Genomic DNA, 25,955 nt, shown 5'->3' on the forward strand with positions numbered 1-25,955 from the left:
CTGGGGCGTGTGGGGTGACCGTGTCGGGGGCCAGCGGCTGCGAGGTGGCGTTGGGGTGTCGGGTCTCCCGGTGCTGGCTCAGAAGAGTGCTAGGCCCTCGCCGCTGGTGTCCGCGATGACTGGCCGGGACTGGGCGGGGAGGTCGTCCAGGCGGTCGGGGCCGGCCGCGGCGGCTACGGCAGGGGCTGTCTGGGCCAGCCAGGCACGAAACCGTTCGGCGGCTTCGCGGTAGGGGACTTGCGCCAGGACACGGTGCTCGCCGGAGGGGCAGAAGTCGACGGCGACGGTGAGCAGGCAGGAACGGGGTGCCTGCCAACTGCCCGTCCAGGACACGCGCAGGACACCGCAGGGCTCGCGCCCGCCGGAGGCGCGGTGGGTCGGGCGCAGTGATCGGCAGGCTGTGTGGGCGGTCCATGCGGCGAGGTGGGGCAGGGGCAGGGTGGTGCGTGCGCGGCAGCCTGGGCAGCGGTGCCAGTGGCGGAGCCAGTCGTCGGTGTCGGTGTGGAAGAGGCGCCTGTAGCGGTTCGCCACGCGGATGTCGTTGCTGTACAGGTGGTCGGGGCGTTCTTGTGTGTTGCAGGACTGGCAGACGGGGGCGCGGACGTAGCCGTGTTCGTGGCAGTGGTCGAGGACGGTGGCGGGCGCGGTGCGGCAGACCGCGCACGCCCACCCGGCCACCTTGCGGGAGATACCGGGCTTCTTGCTGAGCACCGAGTACAGCTGGCCGTCCAGCTCTTTGTCGTACGGGCGCGGTGAGGCGGTGGGGCTCTGGGGGCTTGTCGGCTGCGGACCGTCGGCGGCTCGGGCCTGCCGGGGGCGGGAGGGCGGCTCGGTGACGGCTGCGGTTGCCTGGCGGGTCCGCGCGGCTTGCACCCACTGCGTTTCGGCGTGCTCGGCCGCATCCAGCAGCCTGACCACAGCACGCGGCAGCCACCACGTCCGCTGCGTCCCGCCGCGAATCTGCTCCACCAGCATCTGTCGCCAGTCGACCCCCGCCAGAGGGTACGGCCGGCCGACGTCACATCGTGCTGCCTGCCCGGGGCCGCCACCCAGACCCTGCAGTTCCCGTGTGATGCGCCGGCGCCAACGCAGCGGCGTTTCCTCGTTGCACTCCTGCCGCGGCGCGCCGCGAAACGGACCGATGCGGATGAGGTCCTGCCGATCCATCCTCATCGCGTTCAGTTCCGCGGCCGCCCGGCGCACCCGGGCCTCCGGGACACTCCACTGACCGCCGCTCGCCCTCACCGTCGCCACCACATGGCCGCCGAGCAGGACGTACCCCACCCGGGCACGGGCAGGAGAGCAGGTGAATGCCCCAGAAGCCGTCGGCACAGCACTGTCGGCCGTCAACTCGACCCACAGAGCGTCCGCGGCACCCAGGGGGATCAGGCCGTCCGTGCGACCGGGCATGACACGCTCTGACATACCAACAGGCTAACGACGCGCAGCGCGGCAACGGGCCTCCCGGGCGGGTGGGGCTTCGCTATATGGGCAGATGCCGCAACGTAACGGTGGTCGTGCCCATTGGTGCCAGCAAGGCGGAAAGCCCCATCGGCGCAGGAGATGCCATGCTGGGTTTGCTGGGCTTCTATGACGAACTCGACAACCGCCCCGGCCGGCCGAACGGATCCATTCGCGATGCCGCCCAGCCCGTCGGCGAGCCGGACGAGGCGGACCTGGTGGCCTACCTGGATGCCGGCCACGTCCTCATCGATGCCATGGAAGCGGGCCACGACGTCGTCACCGGGAGCGCGCACCGCCACTCCTTGGGCTGCTCATCTGTGGTCACTGATGGCTCCTGGCTCTGGCGCCAGGACTTCCCGCACTACGTTGAAACGCACCACGTCCTGCTCCCCGAGGCGTTCATCGAGCATGTGCGAGTCCTGAATTATCGGATGCCGGCCCTCATCACCGCGCAGTTCGCCCCAGCTCAGTCACGATCTACCGCTGTAGTACAGCCGGCTGCCGTCCGCACGTGCTCGCGGAACTGCTCCGGCGTCACGACCGCTGGCGATGGGTGCCCGGAAGGGTAAATAACGCCCTGACAGGGGTAGCAGAAGCGCGCCTCGGCGGTGAGTGCGGCCGCGCGGGCGGCCCCGTCTTGAGCCCGTCGTGCGTCCCGTGTCTCGCCGCGGACGATGGCGATCGTAGCCACCAGGATGAGCGCCGCGACGACGGCGCCAACGGCCGTGAGCCACGGCAGGTGCCGTTCGTCGGCAAAATACTTTCCGGCGAGGCCGGCCACCACGGCAAGCACGATGCCCTCCACGACGTGCATGCAGCTGTTGCCGGTGTCCTTCGGTACCGACGCGGGCTTGATCGTCAGGTCCTCGCGTCGTTCTCCTCTGTCTGTACGCGCCTCGGCCACTGGCACGTTCTCCCGCGTCCGGCATCCGGGACACACCACCGGGCCGTTCGCCCCTTCGTTCCTCATGCTTCCATGATCGCGTTTTACTGCGTGCCCACATCAACCGGGGTTGGCCGTCGGGCTGCGGAAGATGCGCGGGCCTTGTGGGCGCGGTCGTGGATTTGCCGACGGTGTCCGGTGGTGTTCCCGCGGGAGGAAGCGGTCGCGACGTGAACTCCTCGCGTGGGTTACCCCCGCCATTCCTGGGGCGGGGCTTTTCGCATCCGTGCGAGCCGGTTTCGTCGCTGCTAGCCGAGGACATTCACGTTCGGGTTGTTAAGCGGGAGTTCGGCACCGCCACAGTGGTTGAGCGGAGTGCCGGCCGGAACTGCCGCCAATTGTCCGCTTGCAGTTCCGCTCCCGTGGCCGGCGTCAGCGTTGATGCGTGCTGCGGCGTCTTGTTTGGCGCAGCCGTTGTCGAACGATGGCGAGAGGATGACGCCGATGCCACCGGCGGATGCGGGTGCGGCAGTCGCCAGTCCGGCCCCGAGTGCGGCGGCAGTAAGCCCAAGCGCCCTACGAATGGTCACGACCGATCAACCATGCGTCGGCCGGTCAGGATCTACAGTTTCGCCCGTCTGGCCCAGTCGGAGACGCCAGGCGTCTCACCTGTCGAAGGGTGGATGGCCTCGTTGGGCCGTTATAGCTCTGCACTCTGACCTCGGATGCGCCGAGTTGCCGGCTGGAGTGAGCCGGCAACGACGAAGGCCCCGCCGGTTCTTGAGTTCTAGTGGTCGTCGCAACACCCCAGCCCAGGGGAGTGCGATGGACTTCGAAATCCAGGCGGCCGGAAGCCGCGGGGGCCGCCGCCTGTACGACCGGGGCGTCCTCGCCCCCGCCCGCACCGCCCGGACCTGGCTCGCCATGCACTGGCATCGCCGGCGCACCCGCCACCAGACCCGGGCCCGCCACTACCGCACCCGGACCGCCCGCGCCAACTCACTGTGAAACCACCGGCCGCACCACTAGTGGTGCCAGGCTCGCCCGCCCGTGTTGTGGATGAACCGCTGCAACACCTTGAGGGTGGTCAGGTACTCCTCCTCGGAGACACCCGCGTGCCGTTCCGCCCAGAGCTCGTCCTGCAGGGCCGCAGCCTTGTCGTAGAACGCCCTGCCCTCAACCGTGATGCCCAGGCGTCCCCCGGCATCCTCCGTGATCCAGCCCTGGGCGATGATCGTGTCGATTTCCGACTCCATGGTTTCCGGGCCGGTGTCGAGGTAGTTCCGAAGCAGGCGGGACACCTCGTCACGGGTCTTGACGGAGTCGGCCCGTGCTACCTGGGCGAGGGCCCACCACTGCGGCTGAGTAGTGCCGATTCCGGCGAGGGCGGCCCGGGTGCGGGCGATGACGGCCTTGTAGGCCGCCCAACTCCAGTAGCCGATGGGCTGCTTGACCAGCTCGGTGTCGCCGTGTGAGTACTCCATGGCCGGGCTCCCTGTCGTGGTCTGAATCGGTTCGACGAGATCGACCGTAGAAACTCAACTGGGCTTGAGGTCAAGAGCTACCGGTCGACTCCTCCGAGAGGTCGCTGCCTACTCACCGTGAAACCACCGGCTGTAGTACTAGGCGAGGCAGAAGAACTCGGCGGTTGACCTCCGCTGGCGCCGGAGAGCAGGCGCGTCTCGATCGTCCGGCCTTGGCCAAGTTCGGTTCACCTCCGCTGGCGCGGAGAGCAGTTCGGTCGTGGCCGTGCGGCGGCCCGTGTGGATGACGGTGCCTTGGGCGGTCAGTTTCCCGGCGTCCAGGGGCACGGCGCGGATGTAGTTCACCTTGAGTTCGAGGGTGGTGTAGCCGACGCGGGGCGGGAGGGTGGTGTGGACGGCGCAGCCCCTCACCGAGTCGAGCAGGGTGGCGGCGATGCCGCCGTGCACTGTGCCGAGCGGGTTGGCGTAATCGGGCCTGGTGTTCAAGGACATGACGACGCGGCCCTCGTCCACCTCGTCGATCTCCATCCCCAACAGGCGCCCTATGGAGGGGATATCGGGCTGCTCCTGTTGCTTCTTCTGCGCCCAGCACAGGAATTCCAGTCCGGACATGGCGGCGGTGTCGGCGGGTGGGATGGCGGGTTGTCTCCTCGTTCAGGGGTTGACGGTGTCCTCAGGGAGTGACGGTGACCTCGGGGAGTGACGGTGGGCGTGCGGGGCGATCGGGCGTCAGAGTTCACCGAGGAAGCGGGCGTGGTCGAGCTCGGCCGGGCCGCGGGTCTGGCTGCCGAGTTCGAGCAGGCGACGGAGTCGGGCCTGGATCTGCGGGCGGGCCAGGGCGAGCTTGGTCTGTCGCCATTCCTCGGCCAGCCCGTCGCTGTCGGTCAAGTGGGAGGCGAGGTGCCGAGCCCGAGGCGCCCCCGCCCTTGGTGGGCCTACGCGGTGGCGGGCAGCACGTGGTCGCCGACCTTGTCTGTGCTCAGGCACAGCGAGCAGACCATGGCGTCGTGGGTGGCGCAGGCGGTGAGGTCGGGGCGCTCGTAGGGCTGGTCGCAGACGTGGCAGTCAAGGGAGACCGCGCTCGGGTTGCCGTCCGCGTCCATCAGGGGCTCGGTGATGCCGTCGTCGGTGCGTCGCAGGTAGTACCTGCCCTTGGTGACCACGGCCATCAGTGGGGTGAGGAGGAAGGCGATGGCGGCCGCGGCCACCGGCGAGTACGGCTGGAGGGCGTCGCCGAGGAGGTGGAAGTACATGGCGATCGACAGGCCGGAGGCGGCGACGAAGGCGACGACCCCCACCGGGTTGATGGCGTGGAGCATGCCCCGGCGGAACTCCGGCTGGAGCGGGGAAAGCTTCAGCACGTACTTGTTGATCCCGATGTCGGTGGCCACGGTGACCACCCAGGCGATCGCGCAGTTGGAGTAGAAGCCCAGGATGCCGTTGAGGAAGCTGAACATGTCGGCTTCCATCAGGGCGAGCGCGAAGCCCAGGTTGGCCAGCACGAAGACCATGCGGCCGGGGTAGTGCTTGGTGACGCGGGTGAAGGAGTTCGTCCAGGCGAGTGAACCGGAGTACGCGTTCGTCACGTTGATCTTGATCTGGCTGATGACGACCAGCGCGACGGCGAGGGGGATGACCATCCACGACGGCATCATCGCGTCGAAGGCTCCGCGGAACTGCTGGATCGGTTCGGTCGCGGCGGCCGGGCCGACCTTGGCGAGGATGTAGACGGCGAGAAAGACGCCGATGGCCTGCTTCAGCGCACCGAGCACCACCCAGCCGGGACCGGCCATGACCACTGCGGTCCACCACGTGCGCTTGTTGGTCTCGGTCTTGGGCGGCATGAAGCGCAGGTAGTCGATCTGCTCGCCGATCTGAGCGATGAGCGAGAGGCACACGCCCGCGCCCAGGAGCACGGAGGCGGTGTTGACGCCGCTGTCGCCGTCCGTGCCGGCGTACGCGAGAAACTGGTCGACCGTGCCCGGGTCAGTGGTGATCAGGTACACCAGCGGGCCGACCATGAGCAGCAGCCAGATCGGGGTCGTCCACACCTGGAGCTTGCTGAGCGCCTTCATGCCGTAGATCACCAGCGGGATGACCATCAGCGTCGAGACCAGGTAGCCCAGCCACAGAGGCAGTCCGAGGCCCAACTTGAGTCCCTGGGCCATGATCGACCCTTCGAGGGCGAAGAAGATGAAGGTGAAGCTGGCGAAGATGACGCTGGTGAGGACCGAGCCGTAGTAACCGAAGCCGGAGCCGCGGGTGATCAGGTCGAGGTCGATGTTGTAGCGCGCGCCGTAATACGCCAGGGGGAAGCCGGTGAGGAAGATGACGACGGCGGCGACCGCGATCGCTGCGAGCGCGTTGCCAGTGCCATGGGCCAGACCGATCCCGGCGCCGATGGAGAAGTCGGCCATGTATGCGATGCCGCCAAGTGCCGTGGTGGCCACGACCATGGGGGTCCAGCGGCGGTAACTGCGGGGCGCGAAACGGAGGGTGTAGTCCTCCAGCGTCTCCTTGACCGCCTGGTCGGCGGCGGTCCTCGTCGTGCCTGGCGTGGTCGTGGTCTGTCGTGACTCGGTGGTGCTCATGTCACGCCTCCCGGTGGGGGCTGGGTGGGGGTGCTGCGAGGTGGTGGAGAGCCCCGCGTGGCGTCGTCGGCAGGACGGGGGAGTCGCACGGGCCGTCATGAGTCGTTCCGGCGGCCCTGTATACGACTCTGATCCCACGGCCGGTCACGCTAGAAAGCGGTTGTTACGGCTGATTCCCCTTGATGTGAACGCGCTGTTTCCGTAGGCCCGGAATGTCAGAGGGGGTGGGCCGCGGGAGTGCGTGCGCTGAGACCACGCCAGGACGCCACTACGAGCTCGCCTTCGTAGGCAGGCACCTCACCCTGCGTGAAACGCCTGCTGACACAGGCCGGCCTGGCAGACTGCGCCATGGCCCCGGCAGCCGTCATGTTCGAGCAGCGTGCAGGTGCAACAGGTACAGGTCCTGGCCCGCTGAACGCTGTTCCCCGGCAACGCGGCCCGCCTCTACCGCCTCTACCGGGACTACGCCAGCCTGGACGACCTCCCGCCCCAAGAACGGCCGTACGCTCCAAGAGCGCATCCTGCGGCAGCGCCTCGCGGTGGGCCCGGCGGCGATGATCGAGACGGATCTGTCCCCCGGGGCCCGGTTCCTCACCGCGTAGCCGTCAGCCCGTCCCAGTCATCCGGCCGGGCCTGCCCCGGCAGTCACCCGAGCAGTCACACGTCGGGTACCTGTTCCGGGGCTATGTCATGTGGCCGACGCGTCGCGGAGCCGATGCCGATCGGAAGCCGGGTCCGGGTGGCTCACGGGCGTCGGCTCCGGCCGGGGGGCAGCGGACTCCAGGCGGAGCATGGCTTGCTCGTCCAAGGTGCCGGGGGCTGCCTGGTACACGACCATCCGCTGGTCGCCTGTCCGCGCCAGACGCATCACCTCGTAGGTCAGGGTCATCGGTCCGACCTTCGGATGCCGGAAGAACTTCTGTCCGCCGCCACGCTCGCAGACGTCGTACCGCTCCCAGAGTCGTGCGAACTGCGGTGACTTCAGCATCAGTTCACCGACGAGCGTGGTCAGCTCAGGGTCGTCCGGGTCGGCGCCGGCAACTGCCCGCAGATGTGCAACCGAGAGCGCGACGGTGTCCTCCCACGGCTCGTAGAGCGTCCGACCGACCGGGTGGAGAAAGAGATAGCGGGTCAGGTTGCGCTGGTGCTCCGGCCAGTCCCACAGTCCGGGCAGCAGCCGTCGGCCTGGTGGGTTCGCGGCAAGTACGCGGTTGTATCGGCTCACCACATAGGCGGGCAGCGGGCGTACCGACTCCAGCATCCGCAGTATTGAATCGCGGACGGTGTGGTCCGAGCAGGCCGGCAGCTCGGAGACCCGGCCGGAGGCCAGCTCCGCGAGCTCGTGAAGACGTTCGTAAGCGTCGCCGCGTAGTCGCAGGGCTCGGCCGAGGGCGTCCACGACGGCGGGCGAGGGGTTGGTCTCCCTGCCGCGCTCCAGGCGGATGTAGTAGTCCACACTCACCCCGGCCAGCGCGGCCAACTCCTCCCGACGCAGTCCCGGAGTGCGGCGCAGCCCCGCGCCGGCCGGGAGGCCGACGTCCTCCGGGCGCACCTGTGCCCTGCGGGCTTTCAAATACCTGCCGAGTTCGGTGCCCCGCACGTCCGTTGCTGCTGCCATTCGGCCCATTGTGGCAGGCAGGCGGGGGCTGTGGGGGGCCGTGTCAGGGCCTGGAACGCCGCACCCCGGGTACAGCGCGGTCTGCCGGGCGATCACGGGCGGGCGGAGAGTTGATCCCGGAGCGGGCGGCCCGGCCGCCGGGGCCCAGGGGGTGCAAGACACCGGACCGCGGCCCGACGGACTGCGGCCGCCCGCCCGATCGCCCCTGATGGATACCGTCACCCAGCCTGCCTCGTCCAGGAGATCACTATGCCGGGCAACCCTCCCCCCTCGCCGTCCACTGCCACCGCCCCCGGGCACGACCCCGAGTTGTCGGCTCCCCGGCTGCGGCGACGCCGGCCGAAGCGAGCCCGGCCAACCGCGCTGCCCGCCAGCGCCCCTGCTCCGCCGCGGCGGGCAGGCGTCGCGTTGGTTGCTTCGCTCCTCGGGTTCACAGTGATCACCATCGACGTGTCGGCCGTGAACATCGCACTGCCCGCAATCCGGGACTCCCTCAACGGCGGGATGGCCGGGCAGCAGTGGGTGATGGACGCGTACACCCTCATGTTCGCGGCCCTGATGCTCTCCGCCGGCGCCATCGCCGACCGCGCAGGCGCCCGCCGCGCCTACGCCTGGGGCGTGGCCCTGTTCACCCTCACCTCCCTCGGCTGCGCACTCGCGCCCGGTATCGGTGTGCTGGTCGCCGCGCGCCTGGCGCAGGGCGGCGCCGCCGCGGTTGTGATGCCGGCCTCGCTGGCTCTGATCCGGCAGGCGTACGAGGACACCCAGGAGCGCGCCCGCGCCATCGCGCTGTGGACGGTCGGCGGCTCGGTGGCGATGGCCGCGGGACCTGTGCTGGGCGGGCTCCTGACCGAGTCGGCCGGCTGGCGGGCGGTCTTCCTGCTCAACCTTCCGGTCGGCGCGGTGATTCTCGGCCTGCTGGTCCGCGTGCCACGCTCCCCACGCCGCCCCGCCGCGCTGGACGGCGGCGGCCAGCTCACCGCCGTACTCGCCCTGGCCGGGCTGACCTTCGCGGTGATCGAAGGCGGCCACCTGGGCTGGACCAGTCTCCCCGTGCTGATCGCCGCCGTGCTCGCCGTCGCCTCCGGGTTCGCCTTCCGCGTGGTGGAGTCGCGACACCGCCAACCCATGGTCCCCCTGGCCATGCTGAGGGAACGCCAGGTGTCTGTCCCGCTTGCGGTCGGCTTCGCCGTCAACGCCGCCTTCTACGGCGGGATCTTCCTCCTCGGGCTGTACTACCAGCAGCTGCGCGGGATGTCGGGGATAGCGGCCGGGCTGATGTTCGTCCCGATGTCGGCGGTGGTGACGGCGACCAACCTCCTCTCACCACGCCTGGCGGAGCGGATCGGGCGACGGCCAGTGATCATCGCAGGTCAGCTGGTCTTCACCGCGGCCATGCTGGCCATGCTGCTGCTTACCGCACACACCCCGGTGTGGCTGGTGCTGCTCCTGCTGCTGCCACTGAGCATCGGCGGAGCACTCGCGGTACCCGCGCTGACCGCGCTGCTGATCGACGCCGTCCCAAGGGAGCGCGTGGGGACCGCGTCAGGGCTGCTCAACTCCCTGCGCCAGACCGGCGGTGCGCTGGCCATCGCCCTCTTCGGCAGCCTGCTCTCCGGCCCCGGCGGTGGCTTCTCCCTCCCAGGCATGCGCCTCTGCCTTCTCGCCGTCGCAACCCTCCTCCTCGCCACCACCACTCTCTCCCGCCTTCTCCTACCCCGAGACTGAACCTCGTCAGCCCGCTATGCCCGCCTGCGTGCAGTCGCTCCAGGTCCACGCATGACGACCTCTTCGCGCCGCCCCGCCTCACGTAGTTCATGGGGTGGAACACCTTCTGCTCCAGCAGGCGGGGCGGGCGCAAGCTCATCACCACCTCGGGCAAGAACAAGGCAGCGCACCCGGTTGCCACCGTCAGCCACACAGTTGTCAAGGACAGCGCCGCCGACGGCACGCGCGAACGTCACGCACAGCTACCTTCGACTACCTTCGACTGGTGTCCCAAGATACGAGTCCAGCCCGCACAACAGGTGGGGAGCCAGGGCGAGCAGGTCTGGTGACCCCTTGATCACTGGGTGGGGAAAATCAAAGAGCGCCAACACCAGCGCCGCGCCTGCTCGATATCCCCGCAATTCATCACAGAAGTGTAGGCCCCGCAGGCAGGAAACCTCGCGGGGCCGTCGGGCGCGCGGTCCCAGCACCGGCAACCAGAGCACTGCTTCGGATCCTGGATCCGCCAGTTGCCGGGCAGGGCCACGCGCCATCGGCGCTGCCGATGCTGAGCAGTTGCAGCAACTTGTAGGCGCGCCAGGCCCGTCCGCTCATTTTCCGTTGCCTCGTGCGTCTGGTGATGCTGGAGTGAGCGGATGGACCAGGACACAGTGCTGGCGATCTTCGATCGCGAGATGCGGCAGGGCATCCGGGCCGATGAGCCAGGAGCCCGGGTAGAGCGGGTGGGCGGCGTCGTGCGCCATGTAGGCGCGGACGCCGACGGCTGGAACGGGGTCGTCTGGTCGGACCTGGACGCCGCGACGGCGGACGCCGCGATCGCGGAACAGGTGGAGTACTTCACCTCGCTCGGGCGCGGGTTCGAGTGGAAGCTGTACGGGTACGACCGGCCGGCCGACCTGCCCGGACGGCTGCGGGGAGCGGGTTTCGTACCCGAGCCCGAGGAGACGTTGATGGTCGCCGACATCAAAGACCTGCCCACGAGCATCGAACTGCCCGAGGGGGTCCGCCTGCTCCCGGTGACCGATGCTGCCGGGGTCGAGCTCGCGGTGGCTGCGCAGGAGCGGGCGTTCGGTGAGGCGCGGCCGTACCATCGGCAGCTTCTGCTCGGTCAGCTGGCCGCCGGCCTGCCTCCGGCGGTCGTGGCCATGGCCGGTGACGTGCCGGTGAGCGCGGCGCGGATGGAGCTGCACCCAGGGACGTCCTTCGCGAGCCTGTGGGGCGGGGGCACTGTGCCGGAGTGGCGTGGCCGGGGCGTCTACCGGGCCCTGGTCGCCTTCCGCACCCGTATCGCCGCCGAACGCGGCTACCGCTATCTGCAGGTCGACGCGTCCGACCAGAGCCGTCCGATCCTGCGGCGACTCGGGTTCGTACCGCTGGCCACCACCACCCCGTACGTCCACACGCTCGGCTGACATCACGCGGAACCCGGCGCCGGCCGATGGGAGGCACCGGCGGTTGGCGAGGACGATGAGGCCGCCGATGACCGCGAGGCGAGTTGGCACCGCCGCGGAGGCGGTGGCGCTGAGAGTCCCCCAACATTGCCCATGCCGTACCTGATGTGGACCTGGCAAGGCCCGTGCGGGCACGCCATAACGCCTTGAGAGTCCGGGAGCGGCGCCGATTACCGATGAGGCCCTTGCCTTCGGCAGGATGGGCGCCATGACCGAGATCCGCACCCCCCGTCTCCTGCTCCGTCGCTGGCGTGATGACGACCTCGCTCCCATGGCCGAGATCAACGCCGACCCGCGGGTCATGCACTGGATCGACAACGGCTCGGTGCGCGACCTGGACCAGACGGCAGAGGACCTCGAACGGTGGGAGGAGGAGTGGGACGAGGAGGGCTTCGGCCTCTTCGCCGTCGAACTGCTGGCCTCAGGTGAACTGGCCGGCTTCACGGGTCTGTCCGTGCCCGAGTTCCTTCCGGAGGTGCTGCCCGCCGTGGCGATCAGCTGGCGGCTCGGCTCACAGTTCTGGGGCCAGGGATACGCATCCGAAGCGGCCCAAGCCACGCTGGAGTTCGCGCTCCAGGACCGTGGCCTCGACCGCGTCATCAGCATCAACCGGGTGGGCGACAACGCTTCCGAGAACGTCATCCGCAAGCTCGGTATGGAGCCGGAACGCGAGACGGCACACCCGGTGTACGACTTTCCGCTGCACGTTCACACCATCGACCTCACCGAGTTCCAGGCGTGAACCAGCCGAGCCGCCGGATCAGCACGAGACAGTCGACCGCTGTCCATACGCCCCCGACCGCATTGACCGCCGCCGAGTAGGCGAAAGAGGCTGCTTTCCCACCGCGACCTGCACTTTCACGGGACGCCACGGTGGCCCCGCACAACCTGGACGAGGCCGGCCGCGCCCTCGTCCAGCACCCCCCTGGGTGGCCGCGGCCACCGGCACCATCAACCTGGTGGGCACGATCCTCTGCCGCGACCGCCGTGCGCTCTACACCTACGTGACCGAGCGCATCGGCGAGCTGAGGACCGTCCAACAGATGGAAGATCCGCCGGACAGGCTTCAGGCGGCCAAGCCCTTCCAGCGGGCGCCCTCCTCCGAGCGCCTGCACGCACCTTCGACCAACTCGTCGACCCACCGCAGCAGCGCATCGAACGTTCCCTCCGTGGGTGACAATTCCGGCCGGTCGTTTCTCTTTACTTCATGTCAGCACCAGACGGATCCGATCCCACTTCCCGGGCGCCACTCACCTATGCGCGCCACTTCGCCCCACACTCCACGCACCACCCGGCCCCACGCCACCCGCTCCTTGCCCATCACCATCTGGCTTCCCGTCCCCGACGAACCGCACGCCGCACCCGCCCCGGCACTGCGCTCCCCGGGTGGGCCATCGAGCGGGCTGGACCGTGTTCACCACCCAGCCCGGCCACCTGCCCCACCCCTACTCAAGCTTTCCGTCCAGGACGCTGAGCCGGGCATGGACACCCACATCCCCGCCCTCACCCACACCGACGGCACCCCCAGCAGACTGGCGATGCGGCTGGCCGAACTCCACCCGCGTGATGCTGGTGCGGGCTGGTCCGAACCCGGCTGGTGCCGAAGGCGTAAGACCCGCTGAGGCGCTGCCTCAGCGGGCAGCTGAGCCAGAAATCCCCTCCTTGAGGGAGGGGAATAGTCAAAACTCCACGCTACGGCCCGTGTTCACGCACGCGAAATGGTGTTTCGCCAGTTGTTGCGCGCCGCCCGCACGACCAGCGGGTATGGGATACGCATGCGCATTTCTTTCCTGATCCACCACGCCTACGGAATCGGCGGGACCATCCGCACCACGTTCAATCTGGCCAACGGTCTCGTCGAGCGGCATCCGGTCGAGATCGTCTCGGTGTTCCGGTACCGGACGAAACACCAGCTCTTCCTGGACCCGCGGGTGCGGCTGCGATACCTGGTGGATCTACGGAAGAAGAGCGCGTCCTACGTGGGCGACCATCCGCTCGCCAAGCGTCCCGCGAAAGTCTACCCGCGCGAGGACGGCCACTACCACCGGTACAGCGAACTGACCGACGAACGACTCGGCGCCGATCTGCGGGGCCTGGACGCCGACATCGTGATCGGAACCCGGCCGGGGCTGAACGTGCAGATCGCCCGGCAGGCCCCGCGCCGCCTGGTGCGGATCGGTCAGGAGCACCTGACGCTGAACACCCATCCCACCCGGCTGGTGCTCAGGGTCCGCCGGCTGTATCCACGGCTGGACGCGATCACGACGACCACCGAAGCCGATTCCGCCTCCTACCTCCGCAGGCTGCGGCTGCCGGGTGTGCGGATCCAGGCGATGCCCAACAGCGTCCCCGATCCGGGGATCGCGCCCAGCACACTGGACGCCAGGCATGTGGTCGCGGTCGGCCGGCTGGCTCCGGTGAAACGGTACGAGGACCTGATTCTGGCCTTCGTCAAGGTCCGGGAGGAGCGGCCGGACTGGGGTCTGCGGCTGTACGGCGAGGGACCCGAGAAGGAAGAGCTGGCACGGCTGGTGAGCCAACTGGATCTCGACGGCGCCGTGACGTTGATGGGCTCGGTCGCGCCCGTCGAACCGGAGATGGCCAAGGGCTCGATGCTGGTGGTCTCCTCAAGCATGGAGTCGTTCGGAATGACCATCGTCGAGGCGATGCGGGTCGGTCTGCCGGTCGTGAGCACGGACTGCCCGCTGGGGCCAGGAGAGATCATCGAGCACGGTGTGGACGGGCTGCTGGTCCCGCCGCGTGATCCCGGGGCGCTGGCCAACGCGATCCTGGAGTTGATCGAGGACGACGGGCGCCGCAAGCGAATGGGCCGGGCGGCCCTGGAGAAGGGCCGCCGGTATGACACGGCGCGGATCGTCACAAGGTACGAGGCGTTCTTCCAGGAGTTGCTGGACCGCAAGGCGGGCGCCCGGGGACGCTTGCGCGGACTCGGTCACCAGACGGCGGCGTACGGCGTGGGGGCGTGGTACGTGACCAAGGACCGGATCAAGGTGGTGGTCCAAGGGGTCCAGGGGCGTCCGGACCAGTGTCCGGGCGCACGGCAGGGGTGACCGGGCGGAGACCGGGGATTTCCCCGAAGCAGCCGCCTAGCCGCCGAGGAACTCCCGCAGGCCGCATCCACCGCTCCACCGCCTGCGGATCATGCCCGGCGGCCCGGTGCACCGGGACCTGCACGCTCCACCCCCTCTGGTGCAGAATCCGGCGGGCCTGCGCTGTGCTGAACCGGACGTGGAACCGCCGCGCGATCAGCAACGTCATCCGCGGCAGCAACCACCGCCGGTCCTCCACCCAGCCATGCGGGCCGACCCTGGCTCAACGCCTCCTCCAGCCACACCCGCCACTCGGGCTTCATACGCGAGGACGGCCCGCTGGGCCCCTTCGAGCGCAACGCCTCCACCCGCCCTCACGCCACAGCGCATGCCAGGCATACGCGGACTTCCGCGACACCCGTAACTCCTTGGCCACCACCGGCCAGGCCACACCCTGCTCGAACATCACGGCGACCTCGAACCGCACCCGCTCCCGCCGGGCCTGCTCCCACGCGGTCAAGCCGCCCCATCGGCATACCTCAACTACCAGACACACAACCAAAGTGACTACACGTCGCCCCAATCCGCAATCCTCAGAGGCGGCAGAACGCGGTTTCCGCGCCGGACGTCCCGGACGTCCCGGACAGCCGAGCCGGCCAGCCACCACGCGTCGGATGCCGCACTGGACCCCTCGCACCGTGATCACCGGGTCAGCGCACTGCGGGCCACGAGCGCGAATCCTCCGATCCAGGAACGAACCAGCTGTCGACACAGGTCAGCGACGTAGCGCCTCGCGCCTGACCGGAGTGTCACCTCCACGCCGGCATCACGACTGCTCAGACCACCGCAAGCCTGCGAGTCGGTGACGCGGCCCCAAGAAGCGAAAACAGGCAGCTGCGACCTCGTGGCCACTGCGAGTGCGGCGGTGGAAGATCTCGTTGAAGGTGCTGTGGCTGCCGGTATCGTCGATGCAGCGCATGGCAAGCAGTGCGACGATGACGGCGCCAACGAGGCCGTTCTGTACCTCGTCCCAACCGTGTTCGTCGCCGCAGGTGGTCAGGCCCTTCAAGCCATGGAGGCCATGCATCGCCTCGCCGCAGACCGCGGAGAGCCTGGTGATGCTCTCCCACGGATCGTCCATGGGAATCTCCTCTCCGTGTGTCGGTTGTGCCTGTGCGGGGCGGCCGAGTTGGCGTACGGTCCACCCGGCGCGCATCCGACCTCGGCGTCAATGAGGCTGCGGAGGTGGACGATGACCGGCTGGCCGACCAGGGTGGCCGGGGCCTTGGGGTCGGCGTCGCGGAACTGTGGTCATTCGGTAGCGATGACGACGAGGTCGGTGTCCTTGGCGGACTCCTTGAGGTCTTCGGCGTAGTCGAGTTCGGGCGGGCGATTCTCGGACGTCGTTGGTGCCGGCTTTGAAGGATGCGCCCCATACCGTGACCCGCGTCCCGGACACAGGACGGCCCAGGGTGTCCTCGTGAGCCGGAGAGCAGCGGCCGGGCGGGAGGCATGGACCTGTTCCGGCTTGAAGGAGGGTGACGGCTTCGTGGGCACCGAGGTTGTGGGCGGAGACGGTGAAGGCACGGACGTCCTTGGGCAGGCAGCCGTTTTCCGCCGTGGCCGGGGACGGCGTTCAGGCCGGCGCGGCCGATGCATGAGTCGAGGCCGATGGCCTCGCTGAGCTGCTGGATGTCGGCAACGCCTCAGACCACAAAAGCCCCGTGCACTTGGTCCTCGTTGCCTACGTGGCGAGCAAAGCGCAGTCCCAAGGTCTCGACACTGCCAAGTCCCCTTCACCCGCGCGGATGAACGCGACTCCCCACCTCCCTGACCGTCCATGACAGTGGAGTCATGCCGTCAGCCACCAACCGCTGGAGGTAGCCATGACGTCGGACATCTGCTCCCTTCCGCTGCCCGGTGACACGGCGTCATGGGCAACCGACCGGCTCCCGGGGCTGGACCAGTGGGTGCAGGAACAGACCACGATGTCTGCTGCGGCTCCTGCATCGCCTGTGCTGCGGTTCGCCTTCTACGGACGCGTCTCCGCCGAGGACCACCAGGACCCCGCCACCTCCCGCGGCTGGCAGCTCCTGCGCGCCCAAGCCCTCACCTCCGGCTACGGCCACATCACGGCCGAGTACTTCGACATCGGCCGCAGCCGCAGCACCCCCTGGCCACGCCGCCCCGAAGCAGCCGCCCTCCTGGCCACACTCGCCGACCCCGACCGCGCCTTCGACGCCATCGTCATCGGCTCCGGTGAACGCGCCTTCCACGGCAACCAATTCACCGTCCTGGCACCACTCTTCGACCACTACAAGATCCCCGTGTGGGTCCCCGAGCTGGGCGGTGCCGCCGATCCGCAGACCGCCGGCCACGAGGAACTCATGGTCCTGCTCGGCATCCGGGCCAAGCGCGAGGTCGCCCGCGCCCGCATGCGCGCCCTCACCTCGATGACCATCCAAGCCCGCGACCAAGGCCGCTACCTCGGCGGCCGCCCACCCTACGGCTACCGGCTCGCCGACGCCGGCCCACACCCCAACCGTGGCCTGGCCCGACGCGGCGTACGTGCCCACCGCCTCGTCCCCGACCCCACCACCGCCCCCATCGTCACCTGGATCTTCCCCCAACGCCTCGCCGGCCACACCATGGCCCGCATCGCACGCGCCTTGAACGACGCCCACATCCCCTGCCCCTCGGCCGCCGACCCCGAACGCAACCCCCACCGCCGCAGGACAACATGGAACGCCACCGTCGTGCGGGCGATACTGGCCAACCCCCGCTACACCGGCCGTCAGGTCTGGAACCGGCAACGCACCGACCACGTCCTCCTCGACCCGACCAACACCACACTCGGCAACCGTGACGTCAGGCGCTGGCACACCCCCGAAAACTGGAGCATCTCCACCACACCGGCCCACCGGGCACTGGTCAGCGAGACGGACTTCGTCGCCGTCCAGCACATCCGCACCCCACGCGAAACCGCCCCGGACGCACATACCTCCTCACCGGCCTGCTCCGCTGCGCACTCTGCCGGCGCCAGATGGACTCCTGCTGGTCCCACCAACACCCCGCCTACCGCTGCCGCCACAGCCACACTCCCGCCACCGCCTCCAGCAGCAACCGGCCCCGCAATGCCTACGTACGCGAAGACCGCATCCTGCCCCACCCGCCCGCCCTCGCGATCAGACTCGGCCTGGCCCCAAACCAGCCAGCCCCGACGCCACCAGTACCGCGCCCCCCCGCCATCGTCACCCGCCTCCGGACAGCAAAGATCACACTGGCCTACGACCCGAAAGGAATGACCCTCACCGCCAGCACCCCCACCACAGAAAGGATCTTCATCGGCTGACAGCCGCCGACCGGCTCCTCACTCCATCCGGCCCAAACGAAAGGAGGCCAGAAACGACAAACGCCCGCTCCCGGCCGAAGGCCAAGAACGGGCGCCGATGGCCGCTGCCATCCGCCAAGCCGACCCCGAAGACAAAGCCGAGATATACCGCCAGCTCGGCCTCCAGCTCACCTACACCCCCAGCCACCAGACCATCCACGCCGAGATCACCCCCACCCCGCACGCCCCCAAAAACGACAAATCCCCACGGCTTCAGAGAAACCATGGGGATTTGGTTGGTGTCCGAGGGGGGACTTGAACCCCCACGCCCGATAAAGGGCACTAGCACCTCAAGCTAGCGCGTCTGCCATTCCGCCACCCGGACAAGGTGTCTGTCGTTGCGGCCTCCGGGCCGTTCCGACGAGGAAAACAATAGCAAACGTTCGGGGGTGGTCGATCACGCCTGGTCCGGAGCGGCCGCGGGGCTGTGACCGGCACATGTCGGGCGTATTGCGGCCTTGGGTGGAGCGGGTGCCGGGTGGAGGATGGCGGTGGACCCCGTCGCGGGGTGCCCTCGGGTGCGCCGCGGCCGTGAACGTAGAGGAGGCAGTGTGAGCGAGCTTCGCGAGCGAACCATGGAGAGGTGCGGGCCCCGCGCAGGCCGGGCCGGGCGAAGCGAGGTCCGGGCATGAGCGAGTCGCGGCCGGCAGCTACGGTCACCGGCGAGGACGAGGTCGTCGACCTGTGCCGGGACCTGATCCGGATGGACACCAGCAACTACGGCGATCACTCGGGGCCGGGGGAGCGCGTCGCCGCCGAGTACGTCGCCGAGAAGCTCGCCGAGGTCGGCCTGGAGCCGCAGATCTTCGAGTCGCACAAGGGACGGGCCTCGACCGTCGCGCGGATCGAGGGGGAGGACCGTTCGCGGCCGGCCCTGCTGATCCACGGGCATACGGATGTGGTGCCGGCCAACGCCGATGACTGGACGCACCACCCGTTCTCCGGGGAGATCGCGGACGGCTGCGTGTGGGGCCGGGGCGCGGTCGACATGAAGGACATGGACGCGATGACGCTGGCCGTCGTGCGCGACCGGCTGCGCACCGGGCGCAGGCCCCCGCGGGACATCGTGCTGGCGTTCCTCGCCGATGAGGAGGCGGGCGGTACGTACGGCGCGCGGTACCTCGTCGACAACCACCCGGAGCTGTTCGAGGGGGTGACGGAGGCGATCAGCGAGGTCGGCGGCTTCTCGTTCACGGTCAACGAGAACCTGCGGCTGTATCTCGTGGAGACGGCCCAGAAGGGCATGCACTGGATGAAGCTGACCGTGGCCGGCACGGCCGGGCACGGGTCGATGATCCACCGGGACAACGCCATCACCGAACTGTCCGAGGCCGTTGGCCGGTTGGGGCGGCACGAGTTCCCGGTGCGGGTGACCAAGACCCTGCGGGTCTTCCTGGACGAACTCGGGGACGCGCTGGGCACCGAGCTGGACCCGGAGAACATGGACGCGACGCTGGCCAAGCTCGGCGGAATCGCCAAGCTGATCGGCGCCTCGATGCGGAACACCGCCAACCCCACGCAGCTGGGCGCCGGTTACAAGGTCAACGTGATCCCGGGCGAGGCCACCGCGTGCGTCGACGGCCGCTTCCTGCCCGGCTTCGAGGAGGAGTTCCTGGCCGACCTGGACCGGCTCCTGGGCCCGCGGGTCAAGCGCGAGGACATCCACGCGGACAAGGCGCTGGAGACCACCTTCGACGGCGCCCTGGTGGACGCGATGCAGTCGGCGCTGCAGGCCGAGGACCCCATCGCGCGGGCCGTGCCGTACATGCTCTCCGCGGGGACGGACGCCAAGTCCTTCGACCGCCTCGGCATCCGGGGCTTCGGGTTCGCGCCGCTGAAGCTGCCGCCGGAGCTGGACTTCGCCGGGATGTTCCACGGCGTGGACGAGCGGGTTCCGGTGGACGGGCTGAAGTTCGGGGTGCGGGTACTCGACCGGTTCATCGACCAGAGTTGAGGCGGGGGGAACGGGACGATACGGGACGATTTCGGAGGGGGTGATAACGATTTCGGAGGGGGTGATGTGGAGGGGCGAGGTGTGGTGTGGTGCGTCCGGATGGTGCGTCCGAGGTGGGTGGCCGTCCGCCTCATCGGCCTTGTCCGTCTTGGGAGTTCGCCCCGCCGAGGCGTGCGCGTAACGTGAAGTCGGCGTGAAAACCCTGCCTTTGGCGTTGACTTCGCTGAAAAGGATGAACGCTGCGATGTGTTCGTAGCTTCATGAGCCTTACCTCCGTTGACGTGGGTGCGGTCCGCGGCTGGGACCGCATTGCCTACAAGGAGGAACCATGATCAAGAAGGTCGTAGCCGCAGCAGCGGTGGCCGGTGGAGTCGTACTCGCCGGTGCCGGCCTGGCCGTTGCCGACTCCGGTGCCCAGGGTGCCGCGGTGCGCTCCCCGGGTGTGCTGTCCGGCAACCTCGTCCAGGCTCCGGTGCACGTTCCGGTGAACACCTGCGGCAACACGATCTCCGTGATCGGCCTGCTGAACCCGTCCTTCGGCAACCCCTGTGGGAACGACTGACGTTATCGACGGCCTCTCGGCCCGATTTCGGGCCCGGCCAGGTCAGGCTCCGGAATGTCCTTGACGACATTCCGGAGCCGCTGGGCATTCTCGCGGGTGGGTGCCCCTCCCCGGGAGGCAGTCCGCGGAGCGTGCTCTCACCTCCGGCGGCGGCCATCCGCCCGCATTCCTGTAAAGCACTAGGCAGGGGAACACCAATGAGACAGGTCGCGCGAAAAGGGCTGATCACCATGGCGGCCGCCGGTGGCGCGCTCGCCATGGCCGCCGGAGCCGCGCACGCGGACTCCGGTGCCGCGGGCCGCACGGCGTACTCGCCGGGCGTCGGTTCCGGCAACATCATCCAGGCTCCCATCGACGTTCCGGTGAACGTCTGCGGCAACACCGTCAACGTCGTCGGCGCGCTCAACCCGTCGTTCGGCAACGGGTGCGGGAACGGGGGCGACGGTCATGGTCACGGCCACGGCCATGATCACGGTCAGGGCCACGGGAAGCACCGGCGGACGCCCGGCGGCGCCAGCGCGACGGGCGGGGCGACGCACTCGCCGGGCGTCGGTTCCGGCAACACCATCCAGGCGCCGGTCGACGTCCCGGTCAATGTCTGCGGCAACACCGTCGACGCGGTCGGCGTGCTGAACCCGTCGTCCGGCAACGACTGCGGCAACGACAACGACGCCTCGCCGGAGGGTCCGGGCCACCCGGGACAGCCTGGTCAGCCGGGCCACCCGGGTCACCCGGGTCACCCCGGACACCCGGGCCACCCCGGACACCCCGGTCACCCGGGTCAGCCCGGCCACCCGTCGCAGCCTCCCGGTACGCCGCACCACCCGGGTACGCCCCAGCAGCCTGGGCACCCGCACGGGCCGGGTGGGGCGCATGGGTCGCGGCCCGGCACCCCGCAGTCGCCGGGCGTCCCGGCGACGCACACGGGAAGCCACAACGCGACGGCGCCGGAGGGCGGAGCACAGCTCGCGCACACCGGTGCCGGGGCGCTGGGCTACGCGATCCCGGCCAGCGCGGGCATGCTGCTCGGTGGAGCCGTCCTCTACCGCCGGGCGCGCACCGCCCGTAGGTGATCAGCGGCACTCCGTAGGAAGCAGGAACGCATGACGGAGCGGGCCCCGTCCTTCGACCGGGCCCGCTCTGCCGTACTCACGCCTCTCTCACACGTTCCCGGGCTCACCACGTGGCGCGCAGCTGGCGGATGATCCGGCGACGCAGCCGCACCCGGCGACTGCCGTCGGGATTGAGACGAAGTCGGTCCAACTCCCAGTGCCCGTACTCGGCATGGTCGGTCAGCAGGCGGGTAGCGGCCTTGCGGGAGACGCCCCGAGGCACATACACATCGCAGAATTCGTATTCCGGCATCGCATCTATTGTGCGGGACCGGCCCCGGTACGGATAGCGTCTGCACTATGTCTGATGCTGCGCAGCCTTCCGCTGCCGAGGTACGTGCCGCCGCTGAGGCGGTCAAAGCCGCGCTGGACCGTCACCTCGACGCGGTCGAACGCCGCACGGGGGCGGACGATCCCGCCGTCTACGCCGCGTTCGACGAAGTCGCCGCGGCTGCCGAGCGCTATGACGAGCTGCTCTACGACGCCTACGACGAGGTCACTCCCTTCGAGATCCCCGGGAACGACGCCCTGCCCGCCTATGCGGGGCCCGAGGAACCGAGCGCGCTGAGCGTGCTCATCCGGCGCGACTACACCGTCGCCAAGCCGCAGCGGCTGCTGCATCAGGCCCAGCGCATCGCGGCCCTGGACCCGGACGCCGCCGACGACGCCACGGGCAATGCCCCCGACGCCGCCACGCTCGTCGGCAGCAGTGTGTACGCCGCGCTCGGTGTCCTCTTCGGGGAGTACGAACCGGATGAGATCGCCTCCCGGCACAAGGAGTTCGGCCTGGAGGAGGGCGACTCCACACTGTGGGTGGCGGCCGTCGACGAGCCGGCCGAGCCGGGGGAGTGGCTCTCCGCGCCGTTCGACCAGGCGGATCCGCAGCGGGTGGTGTGCCGCTTCGACGTCAGCTCGGTCTTCGACGAGGAACTCGACGACGACGATGACGACGATCTGCTGGAGCCGGCCGACCGGAGCCGGTGAGGCGCGGTGGACGGGGCCCGCGGGACGGACGGCCGGTGTGCCGCCGCCCCGCGGGCCCCTCGCCGGGAATCCGGGCCTCTCGCTCGGAATCCTCGGGCCGGGCGGGGCGGTGCGTCAGTCCTCGGGCTGTTCCTCTACTCGGACTGTTCCTCGGTTACTCGGCATGTTCCTCGGTTACTCGGACTGTTCCTCGGTCTGCGTCCGCAGCAGGGTCCGCAGCCGGGTGGTGCGCTCCTTGGCGGGGACTTCGGCGACCGCGCGGGACAGCGCCGGGCCCACGCCCTGGACCACCGACAGATGCCGTTCGCCGCGGCTGAAGGCGGTGTAGGCCCAGGCGCGGGTCAGGCCGCCGGCGGCGTCGCCGGGGAGCACCACGACCGCGGCCGGCCAGCGGGACCCGGCCGCCTGATGGGCGGTGAGCGCCCAGCCGTGCCGGACCGTGCCGGAGCCGACCTGCTCGCGCGGGACGACCACGGCGGTGCCGTCGCACTCCAGGTGCAGGCCGTCGGCGTCGGCGCCGGTGACCGTGCCGGGGAGCGTACGGCCCGGCGTCGGGGAGTAGGCGACGCGGTCGCCGGGGTCGAAGCCGCCGAACCGGCCGGGGCCGGGGTTGAGGCGCTCCTTGAGCGCGGAGTTCAGTGCGCGGGTGCCGGCCGCGCCGCCGTGGCCGACGGTGATGACCTGGGTCTGCACGGCCGGAATGCCCAGCGCGCGGGGCACCGAGTCGGCGACCAACTGGACCGTGCGGTGGACCGCCTCGCGGGCGTCCCGCACCGGGACGGTGACCACCTCCTTGCCGGGCGCTTCGACCTCGGTCAGCTCGCCGATGCCGATGCCCGACACCAGCTCGCCGATCGGGCCGAAGTCCGGGGTGCGGGAGGCGACCTGGGGGCAGAAGCGGGACTGCAGGACGTCCTGGAAGAGCCGCCCCGGGCCCGCCGACCACAGGACGCCGGGGTCGCCGCTGAGCACCAGGCGCGTCCCGTCGGTGAGCGACTCGACGAGCAGGGCGGCGGTCTCCAGGTCCAGTTGCGGGGCGTCCAGCACGACCAGCAGGTCGAGCGCGAGCGCGCCGTCCGCGTCCCGCCCGGGGCCCTCCCGGCCGGACAGCAGACCGGCGACGGTCACCGCGGCCGCCGGCGCGGCCGGGTCGGCGGACTCCCCGGGGGCGGCGGCCGGCGCGGCCTCGGCGAGCTGCGCGGCGAGCCGTCGGCGGCCGTCGGCGGTGTGCGCGGCGCCGAACGCCCGCAGCCCGAGGGCGCGGGCCGCGGCGACCAGCGCGGCGGGCTCGGCGCGGGCCGCCTCGCCGCCGGTGTGGGCCACCAGGCCGCTGTGCGCGACGGTCCGGATCAGCTCGGCGGCGGAGGACGAGGGGGCGGCCGCCGCTGCCTGAGCCCAGGCGCCGGCGGTGGGGTGGGGCCGGGGGATCGCGACGTCCGCGCCCCCAGCGGGCGCACCGGCGGCGCCGCTTTCCCGGGCGTCGTCTGCGGGGCTGTCTGCGGCTTCGGTCCCGTCCGCGGCGCCGTCCGTCGGCTCGGCCGCAGTCCCGTCCGTACTGCCGTCCGTCGGCTCATCCGCCGTCGGTTCGAAGGTGTTCAGCAGCCGGGCCAGGCCGTCGGCGACGCTCTCCTCGGCCATGGCGAGCCGGTCCAGGCCGAGCAGGAGGCGGACCGGCTGCTCCTCGTCGTCCTCCGCGGCGGCCCGGGGGCGGCCCGGGGTTTCCAGCGCCTCCTGGAAGACCAGCACCGCGCCGTCCGCGATGGCGCTCTGGAGGGCGGCGTCCGGATCCGGTACGGCGCGCTGGGCGAGGGCGGCGCGCAGCGCGGATGCCTCCAGGGCGGAGTGGCCGGCGACCGCGGCCTGCTCCAGCAGCCAGCCGATCAGAGCCTGGGCGCGCCGCTCGTCACCGGGGCCGCAGGCCGGGCCGAGCAGCGCCCGGGCGAAGCCGTCGGCCTGCTCCGGGCGCACCCCGGGCACCGCCAGCAGCTGCCAGGGGTCCTCGGTGAGTGCCTCGGCGGCCTGCTGGCCGAGCGCCTCCGTGGCCCGCTCGGCCAGCGCCTCGGGGGCGCCGCCGGCGGCCAGCACCCGCCGGACGCCCTCGATGCCGGGGGCCGGGGCGACGGCCGGCCGGGCCGGCGGGACCGCGGGGCCGGCCCCGGCACCCTGGGCGCCGGGGGCCGGGACGGCCGGACGGGGCGGGGCGGGCGGCGGACCGGCGGGCCGCGGCGCGGCCGCCTCGGGGCCCGGGCCTGCCGGTACCTGCTGCGGGGCCCGGCCCGGGCCGCCGGTGCCCTCCGGGCCGGGCGCGCCGTCCCGGGCCGGGCGGGCCGTCGGAGCCTTGGCGGCCGGCTTCGGGGTCTCGGCGAAGAACGACGCGGCGGAGCGCTCACCGCTCTCCACGGCCCGCACCGCCGCCGCCAGCGCCGCCACGGAAGCGGCCGGGCCGGGCTGTGCCGCGCCGTCGGCGCCGCCGGACTCGCCGCCCGGGCCGCCCCCGGGCGCGGCGGCCTCCTGCTCGGGCGGGTTGTCGCCGGCGCGGTCGGTACTCACAGCGTGCTCCAGTCGTGGTCGGGATAGTGGTGCACCGGAGCCGACACATCGTCCAGCGCCCGGCGGATCTCGTCAGGAAGACTAAGCGCCTCCACTGACAATGCGGCTCTGAGCTGCGGCGCGGTGCGGGCACCGAGGATCGGGGCGGTCACGCCGGGGCGGTCGCGGACCCAGGAGAGCGCGACCTGCAGGGGCGTGACGGCCAGTCCGTCGGCGGCGGTGGCGACCGCGTCGACGACCCGGCCCGCGGTCTCGTCCAGATAGGGCGCCACGAACGGCGCCAGCTGCTCCGAGGCGCCACGGGAGTCGGCCGGGGTGGCATGGCGGTACTTGCCCGTGAGCACCCCGCGGCCCAACGGGGACGACGGGAGCAGACCCAGGCCCAGATCCCGGGCGGCGGGCAGCACCTCCCGTTCGACGCCGCGCTGGAGGAGGGAGTACTCCAGCTGCGCACTCGCCAGCCGGTTGCGGACGCCGGGGGCGGCCAGCTGCCAGGTGGCGGCCTTGGCGAGCTGCCAGCCGGAGAAGCCCGCCAGGCCCACATAGCGCGCCCGGCCGCTCGCCACCGCCAGGTCGAGCGCCTGGAGGGTCTCCTCCAGCGGGGTGTGCGGGTCGAAGGCGTGCAGCTGCCAGAGGTCCACATAGTCGGTGCCCAGGCGCTCCAGGGAGGCGTCCAGGGCCGCGAGCAGATGGCGGCGGGAGCCGTCCACCCGGCGGTCCGGCGCCAGGACGCTGCCGGCCTTGGTGGCGACGACCAGGTCCGTACGCGGCACCAGCCCCTCCAGCAGCCGGCCGAGGAGGTACTCGGCGCCGCCGTCGGCGTAGATGTCGGCGGTGTCGACGAGCGTGCCGCCGGCCTCCCAGAACGTCTTGAGCTGTTCGGCGGCGTCCTGTTCGCCGGTGTCGCGCGCCCAGTTGAGGGTGCCCAGCCCGAGGCGGGACACCCGCAGGCCCGTGCGGCCGAGGTGCCTGTGCTCCATGGGCCAGACCCTACGCGCCGGACCCCGCGAGCAGGGGACCTGTGGACAACCGCCGCCCGGCCGCGCCCGGGCCGGGCTCCGGCCCACCGGTGACGGCCGCCGCACCCGCACGCTAGAGTCCCCGGAACAGCGACGTTACTGATGGGTAAGGGG

General features: G+C 70.5%; 23 protein-coding genes, 1 tRNA gene and 2 pseudogenes. 12 read left to right on the plus strand and 14 right to left on the minus strand.

All coding sequences use genetic code 11. The features are described 5' to 3' along the window. Positions 1–78: 78 nt before the first annotated feature. The 3 genes from ACRAS8_RS28130 to ACRAS8_RS28140 all read right to left on the minus strand — a co-directional run bounded on the left by ACRAS8_RS28130 (position 79) and on the right by ACRAS8_RS28140 (position 2,434). On the minus strand, positions 79–1,425 hold the full coding sequence (locus ACRAS8_RS28130; RefSeq protein WP_438488789.1) for an endonuclease domain-containing protein: 1,347 nt from the start codon (positions 1,423–1,425) through the stop codon (positions 79–81). After that, entirely contained in the window at positions 1,386–1,757 is a 372-nt protein-coding gene (locus ACRAS8_RS28135) for a hypothetical protein (protein WP_438488790.1), read from the minus strand. The genes ACRAS8_RS28130 and ACRAS8_RS28135 overlap by 40 nt, the downstream gene beginning before the upstream one ends. 173 nt (positions 1,758–1,930) lie before the next feature. Continuing rightward, positions 1,931–2,434 carry a hypothetical protein gene (locus ACRAS8_RS28140; RefSeq protein ID WP_438488791.1) on the minus strand — a complete coding sequence of 168 codons (504 nt, stop codon included), beginning with the start codon at positions 2,432–2,434 and terminating at the stop codon, positions 1,931–1,933. A gap of 738 nt (positions 2,435–3,172) precedes the next feature. Between ACRAS8_RS28140 and ACRAS8_RS28145 the strand changes: the two genes are divergently transcribed. Continuing rightward, a complete protein-coding gene (locus ACRAS8_RS28145) occupies positions 3,173–3,355 on the plus strand; it encodes a hypothetical protein (protein WP_438488792.1) in 183 nt (60 codons plus the stop codon). 17 nt (positions 3,356–3,372) lie between these two features. Here ACRAS8_RS28145 and ACRAS8_RS28150 read toward each other — a convergent pair whose 3' ends face one another. The 5 genes from ACRAS8_RS28150 to ACRAS8_RS28170 form a co-directional block, all read right to left on the minus strand. Further along, positions 3,373–3,831, minus strand: a complete 459-nt coding sequence (locus ACRAS8_RS28150) for a MarR family winged helix-turn-helix transcriptional regulator (RefSeq protein WP_438488793.1) — start codon at positions 3,829–3,831, stop codon at positions 3,373–3,375. Positions 3,832–3,969: 138 nt separating this feature from the next. Continuing rightward, positions 3,970–4,443 carry a PaaI family thioesterase gene (locus ACRAS8_RS28155; protein ID WP_438488794.1) on the minus strand — a complete coding sequence of 158 codons (474 nt, stop codon included), beginning with the start codon at positions 4,441–4,443 and terminating at the stop codon, positions 3,970–3,972. A 117-nt stretch (positions 4,444–4,560) separates the two neighbouring features. Continuing rightward, entirely contained in the window at positions 4,561–4,719 is a 159-nt protein-coding gene (locus tag ACRAS8_RS28160; protein WP_438488795.1) for a hypothetical protein, read from the minus strand. Between the two features lie 47 nt (positions 4,720–4,766). After that, entirely contained in the window at positions 4,767–6,422 is a 1,656-nt protein-coding gene (locus tag ACRAS8_RS28165; protein ID WP_438488796.1) for a purine-cytosine permease family protein, read from the minus strand. A 688-nt stretch (positions 6,423–7,110) separates the two neighbouring features. Beyond that, positions 7,111–8,040 (minus strand): helix-turn-helix domain-containing protein, encoded by a 930-nt coding sequence (locus ACRAS8_RS28170; protein WP_438488797.1) that lies wholly within the window; start codon positions 8,038–8,040, stop codon positions 7,111–7,113. A 249-nt stretch (positions 8,041–8,289) separates the two neighbouring features. On the opposite strand from ACRAS8_RS28170, the gene ACRAS8_RS28175 reads away from it, so the two are divergent. The 5 genes from ACRAS8_RS28175 to ACRAS8_RS28195 all read left to right on the plus strand — a co-directional run bounded on the left by ACRAS8_RS28175 (position 8,290) and on the right by ACRAS8_RS28195 (position 14,290). Then, a complete protein-coding gene (locus ACRAS8_RS28175; RefSeq protein ID WP_438488798.1) occupies positions 8,290–9,768 on the plus strand; it encodes an MFS transporter in 1,479 nt (492 codons plus the stop codon). Between the two features lie 635 nt (positions 9,769–10,403). Continuing rightward, entirely contained in the window at positions 10,404–11,180 is a 777-nt protein-coding gene (locus tag ACRAS8_RS28180) for a GNAT family N-acetyltransferase (protein ID WP_438488799.1), read from the plus strand. A 247-nt stretch (positions 11,181–11,427) separates the two neighbouring features. After that, positions 11,428–11,961, plus strand: coding sequence for a GNAT family N-acetyltransferase (locus ACRAS8_RS28185; RefSeq protein ID WP_438488800.1), 534 nt, complete (start codon positions 11,428–11,430; stop codon positions 11,959–11,961). Between the two features lie 739 nt (positions 11,962–12,700). Then, complete coding sequence (locus ACRAS8_RS28190; RefSeq protein WP_438488801.1) at positions 12,701–12,841, plus strand: hypothetical protein; 141 nt, start codon at positions 12,701–12,703, stop codon at positions 12,839–12,841. Positions 12,842–12,994: 153 nt separating this feature from the next. Next, the gene (locus ACRAS8_RS28195) at positions 12,995–14,290 is read left to right on the plus strand and encodes a glycosyltransferase family 4 protein (RefSeq protein ID WP_438488802.1); all 1,296 of its coding nucleotides are present in this window, start codon (positions 12,995–12,997) and stop codon (positions 14,288–14,290) included. A gap of 61 nt (positions 14,291–14,351) precedes the next feature. Here ACRAS8_RS28195 and ACRAS8_RS28200 read toward each other — a convergent pair. Together ACRAS8_RS28200 and ACRAS8_RS28205 are read right to left on the minus strand one after the other, a co-directional pair. Further along, positions 14,352–14,812 (minus strand): annotated as a pseudogene (locus tag ACRAS8_RS28200) (winged helix-turn-helix domain-containing protein); the annotation flags it as partial. A 283-nt stretch (positions 14,813–15,095) separates the two neighbouring features. After that, positions 15,096–15,410, minus strand: coding sequence for a MazG-like family protein (locus ACRAS8_RS28205; RefSeq protein WP_438488803.1), 315 nt, complete (start codon positions 15,408–15,410; stop codon positions 15,096–15,098). A 1,507-nt stretch (positions 15,411–16,917) separates the two neighbouring features. On the opposite strand from ACRAS8_RS28205, the pseudogene ACRAS8_RS28210 reads away from it, so the two are divergent. Next, positions 16,918–17,184: pseudogene (locus tag ACRAS8_RS28210) on the plus strand (recombinase family protein); the annotation flags it as partial. A 128-nt stretch (positions 17,185–17,312) separates the two neighbouring features. Continuing rightward, positions 17,313–17,621: a hypothetical protein gene (locus ACRAS8_RS28215; protein ID WP_438490622.1), complete on the plus strand. Its 309-nt coding sequence runs from the start codon at positions 17,313–17,315 to the stop codon at positions 17,619–17,621. A gap of 276 nt (positions 17,622–17,897) precedes the next feature. Here ACRAS8_RS28215 and ACRAS8_RS28220 read toward each other — a convergent pair. Beyond that, positions 17,898–17,985 (minus strand) — tRNA-Leu (locus ACRAS8_RS28220). Between the two features lie 303 nt (positions 17,986–18,288). Here ACRAS8_RS28220 and ACRAS8_RS28225 point away from each other — a divergent pair. From ACRAS8_RS28225 to ACRAS8_RS28235, 3 genes are all read left to right on the plus strand, one after another. Further along, a complete protein-coding gene (locus ACRAS8_RS28225) occupies positions 18,289–19,614 on the plus strand; it encodes a M20/M25/M40 family metallo-hydrolase (protein ID WP_438488804.1) in 1,326 nt (441 codons plus the stop codon). 328 nt (positions 19,615–19,942) lie between these two features. Further along, the gene (locus tag ACRAS8_RS28230) at positions 19,943–20,176 is read left to right on the plus strand and encodes a chaplin (RefSeq protein WP_438488805.1); all 234 of its coding nucleotides are present in this window, start codon (positions 19,943–19,945) and stop codon (positions 20,174–20,176) included. 197 nt (positions 20,177–20,373) lie between these two features. After that, positions 20,374–21,249, plus strand: a complete 876-nt coding sequence (locus ACRAS8_RS28235; protein ID WP_438488806.1) for a chaplin — start codon at positions 20,374–20,376, stop codon at positions 21,247–21,249. A 103-nt stretch (positions 21,250–21,352) separates the two neighbouring features. On the opposite strand, the gene ACRAS8_RS28240 is transcribed toward ACRAS8_RS28235, so the two are convergent. After that, positions 21,353–21,541 carry a DUF5703 family protein gene (locus tag ACRAS8_RS28240; RefSeq protein WP_018537156.1) on the minus strand — a complete coding sequence of 63 codons (189 nt, stop codon included), beginning with the start codon at positions 21,539–21,541 and terminating at the stop codon, positions 21,353–21,355. 47 nt (positions 21,542–21,588) lie between these two features. On the opposite strand from ACRAS8_RS28240, the gene ACRAS8_RS28245 reads away from it, so the two are divergent. Then, entirely contained in the window at positions 21,589–22,272 is a 684-nt protein-coding gene (locus ACRAS8_RS28245) for a hypothetical protein (protein WP_221908602.1), read from the plus strand. Between the two features lie 174 nt (positions 22,273–22,446). Here the strand turns inward: ACRAS8_RS28245 and ACRAS8_RS28250 are convergent, their stop codons facing one another. Together ACRAS8_RS28250 and ACRAS8_RS28255 are read right to left on the minus strand one after the other, a co-directional pair. Then, positions 22,447–24,822, minus strand: coding sequence for a helix-hairpin-helix domain-containing protein (locus ACRAS8_RS28250; protein WP_438488807.1), 2,376 nt, complete (start codon positions 24,820–24,822; stop codon positions 22,447–22,449). After that, positions 24,819–25,802, minus strand: coding sequence for an aldo/keto reductase (locus ACRAS8_RS28255; protein ID WP_438488808.1), 984 nt, complete (start codon positions 25,800–25,802; stop codon positions 24,819–24,821). The genes ACRAS8_RS28250 and ACRAS8_RS28255 overlap by 4 nt, the downstream gene beginning before the upstream one ends. Positions 25,803–25,955: the final 153 nt, after the last annotated feature.

This window comes from Streptomyces sp. S186, assembly GCF_051603415.1.
Classification (GTDB): Bacteria; Actinomycetota; Actinomycetes; order Streptomycetales; family Streptomycetaceae; genus Streptomyces.

Excerpts from the sequence above, each read along its gene's own strand:
- ACRAS8_RS28130 (WP_438488789.1), bottom strand. The coding sequence starts at position 1,425 with ATGTCAGAGCGTGTCATGCCCGGTCGCACGGACGGCCTGATCCCCCTG.
- ACRAS8_RS28140 (WP_438488791.1), bottom strand. The coding sequence starts at position 2,434 with ATGAGGAACGAAGGGGCGAACGGCCCGGTGGTGTGTCCCGGATGCCGG.
- ACRAS8_RS28145 (WP_438488792.1), top strand. The coding sequence starts at position 3,173 with ATGGACTTCGAAATCCAGGCGGCCGGAAGCCGCGGGGGCCGCCGCCTG.
- ACRAS8_RS28150 (WP_438488793.1), bottom strand. The coding sequence starts at position 3,831 with ATGGAGTACTCACACGGCGACACCGAGCTGGTCAAGCAGCCCATCGGC.
- ACRAS8_RS28155 (WP_438488794.1), bottom strand. The coding sequence starts at position 4,443 with ATGTCCGGACTGGAATTCCTGTGCTGGGCGCAGAAGAAGCAACAGGAG.
- ACRAS8_RS28165 (WP_438488796.1), bottom strand. The coding sequence starts at position 6,422 with ATGAGCACCACCGAGTCACGACAGACCACGACCACGCCAGGCACGACG.
- ACRAS8_RS28170 (WP_438488797.1), bottom strand. The coding sequence starts at position 8,040 with ATGGCAGCAGCAACGGACGTGCGGGGCACCGAACTCGGCAGGTATTTG.
- ACRAS8_RS28175 (WP_438488798.1), top strand. The coding sequence starts at position 8,290 with ATGCCGGGCAACCCTCCCCCCTCGCCGTCCACTGCCACCGCCCCCGGG.
- ACRAS8_RS28180 (WP_438488799.1), top strand. The coding sequence starts at position 10,404 with ATGGACCAGGACACAGTGCTGGCGATCTTCGATCGCGAGATGCGGCAG.
- ACRAS8_RS28185 (WP_438488800.1), top strand. The coding sequence starts at position 11,428 with ATGACCGAGATCCGCACCCCCCGTCTCCTGCTCCGTCGCTGGCGTGAT.
- ACRAS8_RS28190 (WP_438488801.1), top strand. The coding sequence starts at position 12,701 with ATGGACACCCACATCCCCGCCCTCACCCACACCGACGGCACCCCCAGC.
- ACRAS8_RS28195 (WP_438488802.1), top strand. The coding sequence starts at position 12,995 with ATGCGCATTTCTTTCCTGATCCACCACGCCTACGGAATCGGCGGGACC.
- ACRAS8_RS28205 (WP_438488803.1), bottom strand. The coding sequence starts at position 15,410 with ATGGACGATCCGTGGGAGAGCATCACCAGGCTCTCCGCGGTCTGCGGC.
- ACRAS8_RS28215 (WP_438490622.1), top strand. The coding sequence starts at position 17,313 with ATGGACTCCTGCTGGTCCCACCAACACCCCGCCTACCGCTGCCGCCAC.
- ACRAS8_RS28225 (WP_438488804.1), top strand. The coding sequence starts at position 18,289 with ATGAGCGAGTCGCGGCCGGCAGCTACGGTCACCGGCGAGGACGAGGTC.
- ACRAS8_RS28230 (WP_438488805.1), top strand. The coding sequence starts at position 19,943 with ATGATCAAGAAGGTCGTAGCCGCAGCAGCGGTGGCCGGTGGAGTCGTA.
- ACRAS8_RS28235 (WP_438488806.1), top strand. The coding sequence starts at position 20,374 with ATGAGACAGGTCGCGCGAAAAGGGCTGATCACCATGGCGGCCGCCGGT.
- ACRAS8_RS28240 (WP_018537156.1), bottom strand. The coding sequence starts at position 21,541 with ATGCCGGAATACGAATTCTGCGATGTGTATGTGCCTCGGGGCGTCTCC.
- ACRAS8_RS28245 (WP_221908602.1), top strand. The coding sequence starts at position 21,589 with ATGTCTGATGCTGCGCAGCCTTCCGCTGCCGAGGTACGTGCCGCCGCT.
- ACRAS8_RS28255 (WP_438488808.1), bottom strand. The coding sequence starts at position 25,802 with ATGGAGCACAGGCACCTCGGCCGCACGGGCCTGCGGGTGTCCCGCCTC.